Genomic DNA, 16,458 nt, shown 5'->3' with positions numbered 1-16,458 from the left:
CTTCTAACCTCCAGCTTCCAGCTTTTAGATTACTTTAGCTTCTTCATGAAGCAATCTTACCAATTCATCAAGGTTATCCGGGGAAACCATTTTAACGGCAGCTCTTGGAGGAACTGAATCGTAAGAAACACCCTGAACTTTTACTTCCGCAGAAACTGGTTCTACTACCTGCAAAGGTTTTGTTCTTGCAGACATAATCCCTCTCATATTAGGAATAATTAGATCTTTTTCATCTACCAAACCTTTCTGACCTGCAAAAACAGCCGGTAATTTCACCGAAATAGTTTCTTTACCTCCTTCAATCTCTCTTACAGCAGTTGCTTCGGCACCATTTACTTCAAGACCAACAGAAGCATTCACAAAAGGCTGATCCAATAGCTGTGCAACCATTCCTGGAACAGAACCTCCATTATAATCAATAGATTCTTTACCACAAAGTATTAAATCGTAACCTCCATTTTGGGCAACTGCAGCAATTTCTTTAGCTGTTGAGAAACTGTCTTTAGGATCTAAATTTACTCGTACTGCATCGTTTGCTCCAATAGCCAAAGCTTTTCTTATCACAGGCTCTGTAGTTGCGTCTCCAACATTGATAACGGTTACCGTAGCACCTTGAGATTCCTGCAATTTTACCGCTTTTGTTAAAGCAAATTCATCCAAAGGATTGATTACCCACTGAATTCCGTTTTTGTCGAATGCAGATTTATCTGCTGTAAAGTTGATTTTTGAAGTAGTATCCGGAACACTACTGATACAAACTAATATTTTCATATTCTGTTTTGATTATTTATTTTTCCTGCTTAATATTCATTAAAAAACTGCATTGCAATTTTTGTCTGTTACGTTTGTAAATATAAATAAAAAATATATTATGCATGCATAACAGTTATATATTTATTATTCAACGCATTATAAGTTATTAAGATTGAGGTTTTGTTGCTCTAAATTCAATCTTACTCGGTAAAATTCTGGGATTCATTTTCAAAATATCTAAAACAAGATTGCCCATATCTTCAGGCTGAATTTTCCAAGAATCCTTTTCGGACGGGATATGACCATTAAAATGAGTCGCCACCGAACCCGGCATTATCACTGTCGATTTAATATTATATTTTCTCAAATCGATCATCGCAGCTTGAGTAAAGCCAACCACCCCGAATTTTGAAGCATTGTAACCGGTTCCGTTTTCAAAAAAATTGGCTCCAGCCAAACTGGAAATAGTAATATAATACCCTTCCGTTTTCTTTAATTCTTCAACTGAAGCTTTTAACGTATAAAAAACTCCGGTAAGATTGGTATCTATCATATCATTCCATTCTTCTGCGGAAAGCTGATCTACAGGCTTAAATATACCTAACCCGGCATTGGCAATCACATAATCTAATCTCCCAAACTTTTGCTTGACAGATTCTATCGCAGCATTTTCACTTTCCAGACTTTTTACATTGGAAACAATACCCAAAACATTCTGCGAGATTTGTTTTAAATTATATTCAGCTTTTTCTACATCCTCTTTTTTTCTTCCCGAAAATGCTACCATAATGCCATTTTTCAATAAAACTTCAGCAATTCCCAAACCAATACCTTTTGTTCCGCCAGTAATGTATGCTACTTTATTTTGAATCATTTTTTAAAATTTTAATTGTCTAAAATAAAAAAATCGCTCCAAAAGGAACGATTTTTTTACTGAAATAATCAGTTATTATTTTTTAATGAATTTCTCTGTAGAAATACCATCTTTAGTTTCAACATTGATTAAATAAGTTCCTGTTGAAAGACTTCTCACGTCAACCTGCGAACCATTTAATTTAACATCAACTTTTCTTCCTGCCATATCAACCACAGAAACCGCATTGATTTTAGAATCTGTTTTAATGTTTAATACATCTGAAGTTGGGTTAGGATCGATAGTAAATTTAACATTTTTAGTATTAACATCTTTTGTTCCTAAAACTCCGGCTGCAATATTGAATGTATCAAGAGCAAGAGAAACAGCACCAGCAGCACCAGGCGTATTATGATAGAAACCAAAATAATAAACTCCACTTGTAGTCGCATTAAACTGAGTTGTCATCTGTGTCCAAGTTGATGCTGCAAAACTTGTTGTAGACCAAACAGTAGTTGTCTGCGCAGCAGGATTAGGTTGATTACCAACTTTTAATTGCAAACTTTGTGCAGGTATTGGTGTTGCGGCAGTGAAATTTCTTAAATAGAAAGTAATCTGATAAGAGTTGCCAGCAGTCAAATAAATTGGTCTAGAATACAGCCATCTGTCGGTAGCAGTAGTTGCTACAGTACTTGAGTTTGAGAACACCATTTGCGCACCAGCTTGAGGATTACCTGCAGCATTATTTGTAGACCAAGCTCCCGACCATCCATCAGCTGCAAAACCGCTTGTATTATCAAAACCATAAGGATAACCCGTTGTAGTTGCGTTCAATGCAGTAAATGCTCTATATGGTCCAATCCAAGCACTTTGAGAACCTGTACAGTTACTTCTTAAGTAATATGAAAGAGTAGCTCCTGCAGCTCCGCTGATAGATGCACTCGTTGTCGTAGTATTTACCGTAGTTCCAGATCCTTGTGTAAATCCTGTTGCTCCATATTCTACATCATAAGAAGCAGGTGCTCCCACAGCAGCACCCCAGCTAACTGTTGCGCCAGTAGTGTTTGTTGCGATAGGTGTATTAATACTGAACTCATTTGGTCTAATACATGATACAGCGTTAAAATTCATAGTGAAATCAAATCCTAAATCGCTCCATCTGTTATCCCAAACAATATAATAGGTAGTACCTGCTGATACTGGGAATGTTGTTGTAGACAAATAATTACTTGCAGAAATATCATCATTACCACCATAACAAGATAATGCTGTACAAGCTCCAGTAATAATTGATAATCTTGTATCATCAGTTTTTAATACTCCATCATTTTGAGTTAAGTTAGAAGAAACCGTTACCTCCCCATTTGCTGTAGGAGTATATTTATACCACATCGCTTTAGGTGTAGTAGCTGCACCACTTCCAGCACAAGTACCTATATACGTTCCCGTATAACTTGCTACTGTAGTTGTACTACCTGAAGCTATCGCTAATGCACCCGCACAATCAGCTTGTCCAAAAGAAAATTGAGAAAGCATAACTACTCCCAAAGTTGATAAAACTTTTTTCATAATTTTTTAATTTTAATTATTTGAATGTAAATATAAAAAAAGTTTAAATACAAAATTTAAATAATTAAAAAATCCTCAAGAAAAATTTCTCAAGGACTGTTATTTAACAAATTAATTCACTTTTTACTTCGAATAATTTTCAAAAAACAATGGTATACTTTCAATACCTTTATAGAAATTAAACAAACCGTAATGCTCGTTTGGAGAATGTATCGCATCAGAATCTAAACCAAAGCCCATTAATACAGATTTCGCCCCTAAAACCTGCTCAAACATAGCGGTAATAGGTATGCTTCCTCCACCTCTGTAAGGTAAAACCTCTTTTCCAAAAGCTGTTTCCATAGCTGTTTTTGCAGCCAAAAACTCTTTAGTATCCGTAGGTAAAACATAAGGCATTCCTCCGTGGTGCGGTGTTATTTTTACTTTTACATTAGAAGGAGCAATTTTCTCGAAATACCGGGTAAACTTTTCTGTAATTTCTTCCGGTGTCTGATAAGGTACCAAACGCATAGATATTTTAGCAAAAGCTTTAGAAGGAATAACCGTTTTTGCACCTTCACCTGTATATCCGCCCCAAATTCCGTTGCAGTCTAATGTAGGGCGAATAGAAGTTCTCTCTAAAGTAGTGTAGCCTTTTTCTCCTTCCACATCATTTAATCCTATTGATTTTTTGAACTCTTCAGGATTATCTTTCAGTTTATTCATTTCTGCTCTTTCTTTATCCGAAACAGTTTCTACATTGTCATAAAAACCATCAACGGTGATATGTCCGTCTTCATCAATTAATTTAGCAATCATTCTGGAAAGAACATGAATTGGATTAGGAACTGCACCTCCATACAACCCGGAGTGCAAATCTCTGTTCGGTCCCTCCACTTCAACTTCCACATAGCTTAAACCTCTTAAACCTGTGGTTACTGTAGGCTGCTCATTGCTGTAAATATGCGTATCTGAAATTAAAATACAGTCGCAAGAAAGTTTCTCTTTATTCTCTTCTACCCACGTTCCTAAACTTACAGAACCTACTTCTTCCTCACCTTCTAAAATAAACTTTACGTTACAAGGCAAAGAATTTGTTTTCATCATCGCTTCAAAAGCTTTAATCTGCATAAAGAATTGGCCTTTATCATCTGCCGCTCCTCTTGCAAATATGGCTCCGTCTGGATGTAGCTCAGTTTTTTCAATATAAGGTTCGAAAGGAGGTTTTTTCCATAATTCTAAAGGATCTGCAGGCTGCACATCATAATGACCGTATACCAAAACAGTAGGAAGCTTATCATCAATCAGTTTTTCACCATATACGATAGGATACCCTGCTGTTTTGCATATTTCTACTTGATCTGCTCCTGCATTTTTAAGGTGAGAAGCTACTACATCGGCACATTTCAGAACATCTTGCTTATATGCAGGATCTGCTGAAATTGAAGGTATTCTTAGTAATTCAAATAACTCATCCACGAAACGGTTTTTATTTTCGTTGATGTATTTTAAAGTTTCTTGCATTGTAAAAATTTATTTTGTTAAAAATAAAAAAAATGCCCTGCGTAGGCAAGACATTTATATTTTCATTTAATATGATAATTATTTTGTAAATCTTACAGCCATTTTTCTGTCTGAAGCTCTTTCTGCATCAGAAGCTTTTGCATCTACTTTTGCAAACTGGCTTCCGTAACCGTCTACAGAAACAATTTGTGCATCAACACCCAATTTAGAAAGCTCAGATTTAATAAACTCTGCTCTTGCTTTGGAAAGCTGAACATTCTTAGCTTCGTCACCAGTTTTGTCTGTATATCCTCCGATTTTAACTTTAGCTTCAGGGAAGGCTTTCAAAATTTTGGCTAAATTATCTAACTGCTCCTGAGAACCTGCTTCCAGCTGATTAGAAGAACCCATTTTAAAGTTCACATTATCAAAATTATACCACACATTCTTTAACCCGTCTTCTGTAGCTGTTGCATACTGACCGGATTTAAGATATTTTATCATATTATCTTCCATTCCGTTGGCAAAACCTTTTAAAGCAACTCCATTCAAATCAATTGAAACCTGCGCTTTTTTTTCAGCATGTTCAGTACCATGACCTTCAGTACCATGAGATTCGCCCCCACCTTGTACATCATCAGAATATCTTTCTGCACCTTCTTCCATTTTGATGATATTTTTATTTCCTCCAGCCTGAATTTTTTTACAGCTTACCGCTACAGTTGCAAGAGCTAAACACAGCACTAATTTTTTCATATGTAGATTTTTTTAAAATAATCGGTCGGAATATTTTAATTCCTAAATTTTATATTGCCCAAAAATAAGAAATATTGCATTTTTCGGCAACATTTTTATACTGATTTTAATATTATTTTACCTTTTTTGGATTGCGTAAAAATAAGATAGCGATTTCCGCCATCTTTAAGCTGATATTTTTTCTTAATATCTTCAGGTTTCAGCGGATAATTTTTAGATATTATATTAAACTGTTCTTTCTTTTTAATCTCTTTAGAATCAATAACTTCAACTTCTAAAACTCTTCCGGGAAAGTCTTTAATTTTGGTCTCTGATGTGTATATATGAGTATTAGGATGTAATTTTTTGATTTTAAAATCTTCTGAAATCACGTTAAATACTCCTGCTTTTAAAATGGAATTATTCGGAATATACAGAAATTTTTCCGGTTCAGAATATTCTGCAACAGCATCTTTTTCTTTGCTAAAATGAAAATTTAATGCAGGTTCTTCTGATTCGAGATTGATACAGTTACACCAAATTTCACCTGAAAAATCACGTTTCTGGTAAATCACCACTTCCTTTACATCATTTTTCACCGCAATAATATCAATTTTGGCTACATTTTTTAAGACAGAAACAAGATATTTAAGATCAATCAGTGGAGAAAGCTTAATCACAATCTCATTTGAAATGGAAAGCAGTTTCTCCTGAATTTCGATAATGTTTGGTGAAAGATCTTCAAGCAAAAAAACTTTATTCTTATTATGATCTCTTCGGGCAGGATCTAAATAAATTGTATCGAAATTTTGTTTATTTTCATTAAGAAAATCCTCTAAATGCTGGTTAATAAACCTTCCTTTTTTCCCTAAAACATCCCAATTGTGCTTTACGATTTCCAAAAGTTCGGTATTTTGTTCCACCAGAGTAACTTCTTCAAAGTTTTCGGATAAATAATAGGCATCAATACCGAAACCGCTTGTTAAATCAATCAGTTTTTTGCCCTTAATCTTATCAGATTTATATTTTGCAGTAATTTCAGAAGAAGACTGTTCTATATTGAGTTGCGGCGGAAATACAACTCTTTCTTTCAATAAAAAAGGAAATTTTTTTTGTGCCACCTGTTTCCCTTTAATCTGCTGTACCAATTCCTGCATAGAAACTTCGGGAAACGGCGATTTTTTTAATAATAAAGAATGCAAATTTTTGGTAAGATTTGCATGGATATATTGCTGAATTTCTTCCTGTAAAATAACCTTATTCATACATTTCAGCCCAGCGAACCGCTTTTATTTCTTCTTTTTGGTATAATTCTTCCGCAGATTTTTTAATTTCCAATTTAGGATACAGATTCACTCCAATCAGCTTTATTTTTCCTTCTTCTACCCATTTTTGCTCTTCAAATGCATGATTAAAAATATCTTCCTGAATTTTTCCCTCTTTCAAAAGGTCTAAATAGCCTCCTTTTTCTTCAATTTCGACAAAATATTTCCAGGATTTTTCGGCAATCTGTTTTGTAATATCTTCGATGTAATAACTTCCGTTAGAAGCGTCTTCAAATACATTAATGATGCTTTCATAGGCTAATACAATCTGCTGTTTGAAAGAAATTTCCTGAGAATTTTCTGTGGAACGATGAAGCAGATAATCATTGCTATATACTGCATCTGCACCACCAATCATTGCCGAAGCCAGTTCCAGCGTAGAACGGATAAGATTATTTTCGCTGTCTGAAACAGATTTATTTCTTAGCGAAGTTTCTGCAAAAATATAAGGAACTTCATCCAGATCAAACTCTTTAGAAAACTCATTAAAAACAAGTTTAAAAGCACGGATTTTAGCCATTTCGAAGAAATAATTTCCTCCTACAGCCAATTTGAAAATCAGTTTATTTAAAATTTCAGAACCGTAAACTTCAGTAAGTTCTTTGGTCTTTGCCAAAGTAATCCCCAACTGCTGAACGATAGAAGCTCCTGCATTCTGATGCAAAGAAACATCTATACAGATATTTCGAGTAAAATCTTTAGCCAAAAATTCTTTAACCAGCTGATCGTTTATTTTGGCATTTTTTTCATCAAAAACATCAATTAAAGAAAAATATTGATCTTCTTCCTGCGGACTGATGTGTTCTGCTAAGTCTTTATTATTGATAAAAACCGTTTTACCCGTTAAATTTTCAACATTTTCGTTGAGTAAAAATGCAAAAACATCATCTTCCAGACTTTCGTGATAATCTGCCACCAAATGGGTACTTTCTTCCACTTTAGGAAAATTGGGTAACTGTTTTTCTACAGAATTGTAAAAAGGTTTCACTTCAATTCCTTCAAGATTATCTTTTTTCAGAATGGTATAAATATCTTCTGTTTTTAGCTGTTTTTTAACTAAATTTTCCCAGTTGGTAAATGTATCGTTGGACATATTCTGATGAGTATTGGGGTAATTTTGAAAACTATTTTTTTGCAACTTTAGAGCTGTCGGCAACCAGAATGAAAATTTCTTCGTTAGGTTTTTTCATAAAATAATTTTCTCGTGCATATTTTTCTTTTTCAGATTTGTTGTTCATGAGTTTTTTGTAGAATTTATCATTCTTTTCGTACTCAGATTTGTAATACTGAAGCTGCTCTTGGTATTTATCTATTTCGCCATTCAGCTCGTGGATTACCAAAAAAGAAGTTTTATCAAAGAAAATCATCCATACTAGAAACAGAACAATGGTAATGACATATTTGTTCAGAATATAATTCTGAATAAACCTGAAAGTTTCAGATTTAGGCTTTATGTCCTTAATAAGTTCTTTTTCTGGCATATTTTAGTTTTTTCTGAGTGAATTTTTTATAACAGTGGTTAAAAAATCAATAGCAACAGAGTTTTGTCTCATGTTCGGAATAATTAAATCGGCTTCATTTTTAGAAGGCTCAATAAATTCCTGATGCATTGGTTTTAAGGTAGTTTGATAACGGTGTAGAACTTCATTCAAATCTCTCCCTCTTTCCTGCGTATCTCTACGGATTCTACGAATTAGTCTCTCATCAGAATCTGCATGAACAAACACTTTCAGATCAAACTCTTTAAGAAGCTCTGGGTTGGTTAAAACCAAAATTCCCTCAACTACAAGAACATTTTTAGGTTCTACAGTTACATGATCTCCGGTTCTTCCGTGTGTTACAAAGCTGTAAATAGGCTGTTCTATAGATTCGTTATTTTTTAACGCTTTTACGTGACTGATGAGTAAATCAAAATCTATAGATTTGGGATGATCGTAGTTTAAAGCTTCTCTTTCTGCTAATGTTAAATTATGATTATCATGGTAATAATTGTCCTGAGAAAGAATATTCATCCCTTCAATGTCAAGCTGCTGAATAATCTTGTCAACAACCGTAGTTTTGCCTGAGCCTGTACCTCCGGCAATTCCTATTACAAGCATTTTTTGTGTTCGTTTTTATTTTTACAAATATAGTATTTTATTTAGAAGATAGAAATGAGAAGCTTAAAGATAGCCGTATTTTCCTCTACAACCGAATTAATGCAAAATGCAGAACAAAAAAACTCCGACGATTTGCCGGAGTTTTTTCTATACAATTTCGCTTGTTAAACTTCTCGAAATAAGTTTTTCGTGCATCGGTTTCAAAAGATCCATTGAGCCTGTTTTCACAGTACATTTTCCTTTGTAATGAACCAACATGGTACATTGCTCAGCCTGCATGGGTTCGTGATTACAAATCTGTATAAGAGCTTCAATAACTTCATCGAAGGTATGGATATCGTCATTATAAAGCACTAATTTGTATATTTCATCGGTTTCATCCAAGACTAAAACCTCTTCTTCATACTCTCTTTTGGGATTTTCGTAATCTTTTATCGAATTATTAAAAAACATTATTAAATTTCAATTTTGTCTATTAATTCATCTACAATACTGGGTTCAATGTATTCCAACTCAACCATTTCAACACTTTTATTATTCATTTTCAGTATTTTGAAATGATAACCATCCAAATCGAATTCTTGATTTTCTTCCGGAATTTCTTCCAATTCGTGAAGAATAAATCCTGCCAAAGTATTATATTCACTTTCCTCCGAAAGAGGAAGTTTTTTAGGCAAAGACTCATTAATTTCGTCTAAAGGCTGTGTTGCCTTTACCCAGAACGTATTTTCTCCTACTTTATCTACCAGTTTTTCTTCATCATCTTCCTCATCCTGAATTTCACCCACCAATTCTTCAAGAATATCTTCCAAGGTAATAATTCCTTCAGTACCACCAAATTCATCTATTACAATTGCCAAATGCTGCTTTTTCTGTTGGAAAATCTTCAATAAATCTGAAATTTTCTTGCTTCCAACCACAAAAAATGAATCACGCATCAACTCTCTTAGATCATCATGGCTTAAAACTCCTTTACGTTTTACATATTCTCTGATAATTTCTTTCGTGTAAAGAATACCAATAATATTGTCTATAGAATTTTCGTAAACCGGAATACGGGAATAACCGCTGTCCATAATTTCATTAATAATTGAATTAACATCATCACTGAAATTAATGGAAGTAATATTCTGTCGAGGAACCATAATCTGCTTTGCCGAATGATCGGTAAAATCGAAAGCATTTTTAATGATTTCGTAGTTTTCCTCTTCAATTTCTCCGCTATCTGCAGATTGTTTCACCAAAAGCTGAAGTTCTTCTGTAGAGTGGATATCTCCTTCTGTAGCCGGAGGTATTTTAATTAATCGTAAAAAACCATTAGACATTGAATTCATCAACCAAATAAACGGTTTGAAAACCATATAAAAAATGCGTAAAGGCATGGCAATGAACATCGTTGTCGGTTCCGATTTCCTTATCGCTATAGATTTTGGTATTAATTCCCCAAAAACAATATGCATCACGGTAACGATTAGAAAACTAAGCACTAAAGCAATCGTATTAGAGTATTGTGCTAAAGATTCTATATTAAAATAATTAAGAAATCCCTGAACCATATGATGCATAGCACTTTCTCCAACAAAACCTAAGGCAAGAGAAGCTAAGGTAATTCCTAACTGAGTTGCAGAAAGATATGCATCCAGATGCTTTATAATATGCTCAGCTTGCTTTGCCATAGAGTTTCCTTCGGCAGCTTTAAGCTGAATTTGTGAGTAACGTACTTTAACAATTGAGAATTCTGCGGCTACGAAAAAGCCATTTAATAATACTAGAAACAAGGCTAACAAAAGCCTGACTATGTCCGAGTCCATTTAGAAGTTTATAATTTATTTTACAAAGATATACAAAATAATAATAACAAAAAAAGCACCGAAAGTATCGGTGCTTAATATTTTTACGAAATTGGATTAAGAATTTTTCAGTGCTTCTGCTCCTGAAACAATTTCTAAAATCTCATTGGTAATGGCAGCCTGTCTTGCTTTATTGTAGAAAATAACCAAATCATTCTTCAAAGCCTGAGCATTATCGGTAGCTTTATGCATAGCTGTCATTCTCGCTCCGTGTTCCGATGCTACAGAATCTAAAACTGCTTTAAAAACCTGAGTTTTAATAGACTTAGGAATTAGATTATCCAAAATCTCATTTCTGTTAGGTTCAAAGATATAATCTGTTTCTACCAAATTTTCTTCAGTTTCAGGCATAGAAATAGGAAGCAGTTGTTCTGTGGTAACTTCTTGAGTAGCTGCATTGATGAATTTATTGTAAATTAAATAAACTTCATCGAATTTGCCTTCCTTAAAACTGGACATTACTCCTTCAGTAATATTAGAAATTCTATCGAAACTTAAATTATCGTAAACAGAACTTTCGTTAGAATAAACAGAACGTCCTTTTCTTACAGCATCGTACACCTTTTTACCAATGGTAAGAACTTCAATATCATACTGAGCATTATCCTGAAACTGATTGTTGAGTTCTTTTACCACAGAAGAGTTGAAAGCACCCGCTAAACCTCTATTAGAAGTTATCGCAATAAAAAGTACTTTTTTTACATCTCTTTTCTGAGCAAAAACAGAAACCTGATCAGGATCTGAACTAGAGTTTACATTCTGGATAATCTCCTGAAGTTTTTCAGAATAAGGTCTCAACATTACAATAGCATCCTGCGCTTTCTTAAGTTTCGCTGCCGAAACCATTTTCATCGCACGGGTAATTTGCATCGTAGATGATATTGAACTGATTCTTCCTCGTATTTCTTTTAAGTTTGCCATTTTGTAGGTTCAATGTTTATAGTTCAAGGTTTAAAGCACATTTCAAAACTTTAAACCTCAAACATTGAATTTTTTAGTTATACTTAGCAGCTATATCATTAGCAGCTTGCTTAAGAACACCGGTAATATCGTTATCTATTTTTCCGGCTTTAATTGCAGCCATAGTTTCAGGATGCTTAGATCTTAAGAACTCGATATATTCCAATTGGAATTCTTTTACTTTTCTGATAGGTACGTTTCTCATTAAGTTCTCAGTACCTGCGTAAATCATTGCAACTTGGCTGTCTACAGGAAGTGGAGAGTTTACCGGTTGCTTTAATAATTCTACGTTTCTTTCCCCTTTAGAGATTACCGCTAAAGTAGAAGCATCAAGGTCTGAACCAAATTTTGCAAACGCTTCCAATTCTTTATATTGTGCCTGGTCTAATTTTAGTGTACCAGAAACTTTTTTCATTGATTTGATCTGAGCATTACCTCCTACCCTCGATACAGAGATACCTACGTTGATTGCAGGACGAACCCCAGAGTTGAATAAATCTGACTCCAAGAAAATCTGTCCATCTGTAATAGAGATTACGTTGGTAGGAATATACGCAGAAACGTCACCTGCCTGAGTTTCGATAATTGGAAGTGCTGTTAATGAACCACCACCTTTTACGATTGGTTTCAAAGATTCAGGTAAATCGTTCATCTGGCTTGCAATAGTATCATCAGCGATTACTTTTGCTGCTCTTTCCAATAATCTTGAGTGAAGATAGAAAACGTCTCCAGGATAAGCTTCACGACCCGGTGGTCTTCTTAATAATAAAGACAACTCACGGTAAGCAACTGCCTGTTTAGACAAGTCATCATAAACTATAAGAGCTGGTCTTCCGGTGTCTCTAAAATATTCTCCGATAGATGCTCCTGCCATTGCAGAATATACCTGCATCGGAACAGGATCTGAAGCATTAGCAGCAACAATTACTGTATATGCCAAAGCTCCTTTATCTGATAAAGTTTTTACAATCTGAGCTACTGTAGACGCTTTTTGCCCAATAGCAACATAGATACAGTAAACTGGCTGACCAGCATCATAGAACTCTTTCTGATTAATAATGGTATCAATCGCAACAGTAGTTTTACCTGTCTGTCTGTCACCAATGATAAGCTCTCTTTGTCCTCTTCCTACAGGAATCATCGAGTCAATAGCTACGATACCTGACTGTAAAGGCTCAGTTACCGGTTGTCTATAGATAACTCCCGGAGCTTTTCTTTCCAACGGCATTTCATATAAATCCCCAGTAATAGGACCTTTACCATCGATTGGATTTCCTAGAGTATCTACTACTCTTCCCAACATCCCTTCTCCTACTTTAATTGAAGAAATTCTGTTTGTTCTTCTTACGGTGTCTCCTTCTTTTACCAATTTACTTTCCCCAAGCAAAGCAACACCAACGTTGTCTTCTTCAAGGTTTAGTACGATACCTTCTACATCACTAGAAAATTTCACCAACTCACCGTATTGTACGTTTTCTAACCCGTATACACGAGCAATACCATCACCGATGGTTAAAACTGTACCTACTTCCTCTACATTAGATTGAGTATCGAAGTTGGCCAATTGCTGTTTTAAGATCGCAGATACTTCTGCCGGATTTATTTCTGCCATTGTATGGTTGTTTTTTTCTTAATTTAACTGAAAGTCTTTTTTAATCTTATTCAATTTTGATTTTACAGATGCATCGATCTGCTGATCTCCAACTCTTAAAATATAACCTCCCAAAATTTCAGGATTTACGTTTACCTTAAGATCGAAAGTTGCAGATTGATTTACAAGATTAGTAGATCTTAAAATCTGCTCCATATTTTCGTTGGAAAGCTCTGTAGCTGTTGTAAGCGTAATTCTCTGAATACCGTTGATATCTTCAACTTTATTAATGAACTGCTGTGCTACATTTTTAAGCTGACTTTCTCTTCCGTTTTTGATGATTAATTTGATTAAATTCTGAGAAACAGGCGAAAAACTTTTGAAAATTTCTTTCGCAACCTCAGTTTTTTTATGAGCATCAATATAAGGAGTCATGAAGAATGTGTTCAAATCTTTAGATTCAGACATTAACTTCACTACATCTTTCATTTCAGCAAAAACAGCTTCGGTTTGTCCGGATTCTTTCGTAAAATCCAGTAAACCCTGTGCGTATCTTTTAGCTACTTTAGAGGTAAGCATTATTAGTTAAGGTTTGATTTATTTAAATAATTTTGAACCAATTCATTCTGAGCTTCGTTATTTTCAAGCTTTTGCTTTAAAATAGACTCAGCAATATTTACAGACAAAGTACCGATTTGAGATTTAATGTCTGCCATAGCAGCATTTTTCTCTGCATTGATGGTTTGTCTTGCAGCTTCAATTAATTTATCTCCTTCAGACTTAGCAGCGTCTTTAGCTTCAGCTACGATTCTGTCTTTAATTTCTCTGGCTTCTTTTAAGATAGAATCTCTTTCGATTTTAGCTTCACGAATAATTCTTTCGTTATCTGCTTTAAGATCTTCCATCTCTTTTTTAGCCAATTTAGCCTGATTAAGAGCATCATGAATATTATCTTCTCTTGTTTTCACTGCAGAAAGAATAGGTTTCCAAGCGAAAGTTGTTAGAAGAATTACCAATAATAAGAATACTACTGCTGTCCAGAATATGTTACCAATTGAAGGAGTTAATAATTCCATTTTATATCAATTATTTTTTTAATTTGTTTTTTAACTTTTTTAAAAGAATTCTACAAACCAACCGTTTGTAGAATTCTGTTTGTTTACTATCCGTTTCCTAGTAACGCTACTACGATACCGAATAGACCAGCACCCTCGATAAGAGCTGCTGCGATAATCATTGCAGTTTGGATTTTTCCTGATTGTTCTGGTTGTCTTGCAATACCTTCCATTGCGCTACCACCAATTTTACCAATACCTAATCCTACACCTAGAACTGCTAAACCAGCTCCGATTGCTGCGATACTACCTGTCATAATATTATAATTTAAAAAGTTGTTTTCGTTTTAATTTTAATTAATGATCGTGGTGTGGCTCTTCTACAGCCGACCCGATAAACAATGCTGTCAACATTGTAAAGATATAAGCTTGTAAAGCCGCTACCAATACTTCCAATACATAAATGAATAATGATAAACCTAATGACACCGGAGTAATTGCATAAGTCTGCATAATGAAGATCAATGCGATCAAACTCATAATGATGATGTGTCCTGCAGTCATGTTCGCAAAAAGACGAATCATTAATGCAAAAGGTTTAGTAATAATTCCTAATAATTCTACAGGAACTAAAATAATATATACTAATATTTTCCCTGCAAAAGGCATGTTGCTTCCCAATGGATCGAACATGTGCATCCAATATGTTTTTCTACCGCTTAAGTTTACGATTAATAAAGTAAATACGGCAAGAACCATTGTAAATGCAATGTTACCTGTTGTATTTGCGGCTCCCGGAAGCAATCCTAATATATTTAGAATCCAGATGAACAAAAATAAAGTCACCAAATAAGGAACATATTTTCTATATCTAACAGAACCAATATTCTGCAAAGCAATATCGTCTCTTACAAATACTACAATAGGTTCAATAAACCTCGCAATTCCTGTAGGAACCTGAGATTTTTTATAACTTGCTGCTGTAGCAAAACCAATAATTAACAAAATAACTGCAGCCAAAATCATCTGAGCAACTACTTTAGTAATAGAAAAATCTAAAGGCTGTTTGTTGGTTGGATGCCCTTCGTGCATATCTAAATCTCCCGCTGCATTAGTTTCATAAATTTTATTGTGATAAACTTTATAAAATTTCCCGTCAATATCTGCTACACTCTCCTCTTCATGTCCGAATTTTTCTGAGCTAAAAACCTTCAAACCATTATCCCAAAGTATAACTGGTAAAGAAATCCCAACAGAATTGTGTCCTTCTCCCCAAAGATGCCAATTGTGAGCATCCTGAATGTGATGCATAATAAAAGGAACCGGATTGTACTTTTCATCCTTTGCAGCTTCTGCAGCGCCTTCGTGTGTCTCTGCAAAAGAGAAGCAGAATACAAAAAGATAAAGGGCAATTAACAGTTTTTTAAAACTCATGACTAGACTTTATTTCTAAAATTTTTGCAAAAATATAAATTTTAATTCGATTATTAGTTATTATACTACTTTATATTATATGATATTAGTCTTGTTTTTTAACTAATTTTAAAACAAAAATCACTTCAATTAATAGGTAAACCCAATACAGCACAAAATATGGCACGATATGAAGCCTGAATTCTTTCTGAAAAACAGCAATGTATCCCATTGCAAAAAATTTAAAAACCACAAAACCAAGAAAAATAAATCCTATTATATTCTTTTTTTCCATGGCAAACACAATTAGAATTGTTAATAAACTTATTAACGTAACAAAAAAAATGAGAATATGTATTCTGTAATTGAGAACTAAGACATTATTTTCTGCCAACTGCCATTGTAATAGAAATAACAAAGCCGACAACAATAAAAACAAGCCTAATCCTTTTAAAACTATTAAAGATTTTTCCATTGGTTGCAAAACTACCAAAAAAATATTTAGAACTATGTTGATGTATTTATAGTATCACATATTTTTTCTTTGCTTTTTTTGAATAAGATAAATGAATCTGAATCAAGTTCGAAAAAAATATGCATTTTTAGATATTAAATGATTACTTATCATACAATTTGGCATTTTTATGGCAATAATCATCTCACTTTTAAAAAATAATTGATTATCCGTTTTTAATCATAACCCTGTAATGTTAGCAATAATAAGCCTTTCAAAGAGGCTATCTCCAAAATATCTTCGATTTAGCTTGTAGATG

18 protein-coding genes are annotated in these 16,458 nt (G+C 34.0%); all 18 read right to left on the bottom strand.

Annotated features, from left to right (window positions below; genetic code table 11):
* Positions 1-24: 24 nt before the first annotated feature.
* A complete protein-coding gene (locus tag IV513_RS07845; protein ID WP_209390043.1) occupies positions 25-771 on the bottom strand; it encodes an electron transfer flavoprotein subunit beta/FixA family protein in 747 nt (248 codons plus the stop codon).
* A 148-nt stretch (positions 772-919) separates the two neighbouring features.
* Positions 920-1,627 (bottom strand): SDR family oxidoreductase, encoded by a 708-nt coding sequence (locus tag IV513_RS07840; RefSeq protein WP_209390042.1) that lies wholly within the window; start codon positions 1,625-1,627, stop codon positions 920-922.
* 75 nt (positions 1,628-1,702) lie between these two features.
* Entirely contained in the window at positions 1,703-3,175 is a 1,473-nt protein-coding gene (locus tag IV513_RS07835; protein ID WP_209390041.1) for a T9SS type A sorting domain-containing protein, read from the bottom strand.
* A 123-nt stretch (positions 3,176-3,298) separates the two neighbouring features.
* Positions 3,299-4,678, bottom strand: coding sequence for a dipeptidase (locus IV513_RS07830; protein WP_209390040.1), 1,380 nt, complete (start codon positions 4,676-4,678; stop codon positions 3,299-3,301).
* Between the two features lie 78 nt (positions 4,679-4,756).
* Positions 4,757-5,413, bottom strand: a complete 657-nt coding sequence (locus IV513_RS07825; protein WP_209390039.1) for an OmpA family protein — start codon at positions 5,411-5,413, stop codon at positions 4,757-4,759.
* Between the two features lie 95 nt (positions 5,414-5,508).
* A complete protein-coding gene (locus IV513_RS07820) occupies positions 5,509-6,657 on the bottom strand; it encodes a class I SAM-dependent methyltransferase (RefSeq protein WP_209390038.1) in 1,149 nt (382 codons plus the stop codon).
* Positions 6,650-7,810: a methylmalonyl-CoA mutase family protein gene (locus IV513_RS07815; protein WP_209390037.1), complete on the bottom strand. Its 1,161-nt coding sequence runs from the start codon at positions 7,808-7,810 to the stop codon at positions 6,650-6,652. Before IV513_RS07815 ends, IV513_RS07820 begins: the two co-directional genes overlap by 8 nt.
* A 31-nt stretch (positions 7,811-7,841) precedes the next feature.
* The gene (locus IV513_RS07810; protein ID WP_209390036.1) at positions 7,842-8,198 is read right to left on the bottom strand and encodes a septum formation initiator family protein; all 357 of its coding nucleotides are present in this window, start codon (positions 8,196-8,198) and stop codon (positions 7,842-7,844) included.
* A gap of 3 nt (positions 8,199-8,201) precedes the next feature.
* Positions 8,202-8,816 (bottom strand): uridine kinase, encoded by a 615-nt coding sequence (udk, locus tag IV513_RS07805; protein ID WP_209390035.1) that lies wholly within the window; start codon positions 8,814-8,816, stop codon positions 8,202-8,204.
* Between the two features lie 147 nt (positions 8,817-8,963).
* Positions 8,964-9,269 carry an ATP-dependent Clp protease adaptor ClpS gene (locus IV513_RS07800; RefSeq protein WP_209390034.1) on the bottom strand — a complete coding sequence of 102 codons (306 nt, stop codon included), beginning with the start codon at positions 9,267-9,269 and terminating at the stop codon, positions 8,964-8,966.
* A gap of 2 nt (positions 9,270-9,271) precedes the next feature.
* On the bottom strand, positions 9,272-10,627 hold the full coding sequence (locus IV513_RS07795; RefSeq protein WP_209390033.1) for a hemolysin family protein: 1,356 nt from the start codon (positions 10,625-10,627) through the stop codon (positions 9,272-9,274).
* A 96-nt stretch (positions 10,628-10,723) separates the two neighbouring features.
* On the bottom strand, positions 10,724-11,587 hold the full coding sequence (gene atpG / locus IV513_RS07790) for an ATP synthase F1 subunit gamma (protein ID WP_209390032.1): 864 nt from the start codon (positions 11,585-11,587) through the stop codon (positions 10,724-10,726).
* 73 nt (positions 11,588-11,660) lie between these two features.
* Complete coding sequence (gene atpA, locus IV513_RS07785; RefSeq protein WP_209390031.1) at positions 11,661-13,238, bottom strand: F0F1 ATP synthase subunit alpha; 1,578 nt, start codon at positions 13,236-13,238, stop codon at positions 11,661-11,663.
* Positions 13,239-13,256: 18 nt separating this feature from the next.
* Positions 13,257-13,796: an ATP synthase F1 subunit delta gene (gene atpH, locus IV513_RS07780; RefSeq protein WP_209390030.1), complete on the bottom strand. Its 540-nt coding sequence runs from the start codon at positions 13,794-13,796 to the stop codon at positions 13,257-13,259.
* 2 nt (positions 13,797-13,798) lie between these two features.
* A complete protein-coding gene (locus IV513_RS07775; protein WP_209390029.1) occupies positions 13,799-14,293 on the bottom strand; it encodes a F0F1 ATP synthase subunit B in 495 nt (164 codons plus the stop codon).
* 86 nt (positions 14,294-14,379) lie between these two features.
* On the bottom strand, positions 14,380-14,589 hold the full coding sequence (gene atpE, locus IV513_RS07770; RefSeq protein ID WP_034675836.1) for an ATP synthase F0 subunit C: 210 nt from the start codon (positions 14,587-14,589) through the stop codon (positions 14,380-14,382).
* Between the two features lie 40 nt (positions 14,590-14,629).
* Positions 14,630-15,706, bottom strand: a complete 1,077-nt coding sequence (gene atpB, locus IV513_RS07765) for a F0F1 ATP synthase subunit A (RefSeq protein WP_209390028.1) — start codon at positions 15,704-15,706, stop codon at positions 14,630-14,632.
* Positions 15,707-15,791: 85 nt separating this feature from the next.
* A complete protein-coding gene (locus tag IV513_RS07760) occupies positions 15,792-16,160 on the bottom strand; it encodes a hypothetical protein (protein ID WP_209390027.1) in 369 nt (122 codons plus the stop codon).
* Between the last annotated feature and the right edge of the window lie 298 nt (positions 16,161-16,458).

Source organism: Chryseobacterium sp. RR2-3-20 (genome assembly GCF_017808115.1).
GTDB classification, from domain to species: Bacteria; Bacteroidota; Bacteroidia; order Flavobacteriales; family Weeksellaceae; genus Chryseobacterium; species Chryseobacterium oryzae.
Note: the sequence above shows the minus strand (reverse complement) of the source record. Positions and strands in the feature narration are given on the sequence as shown.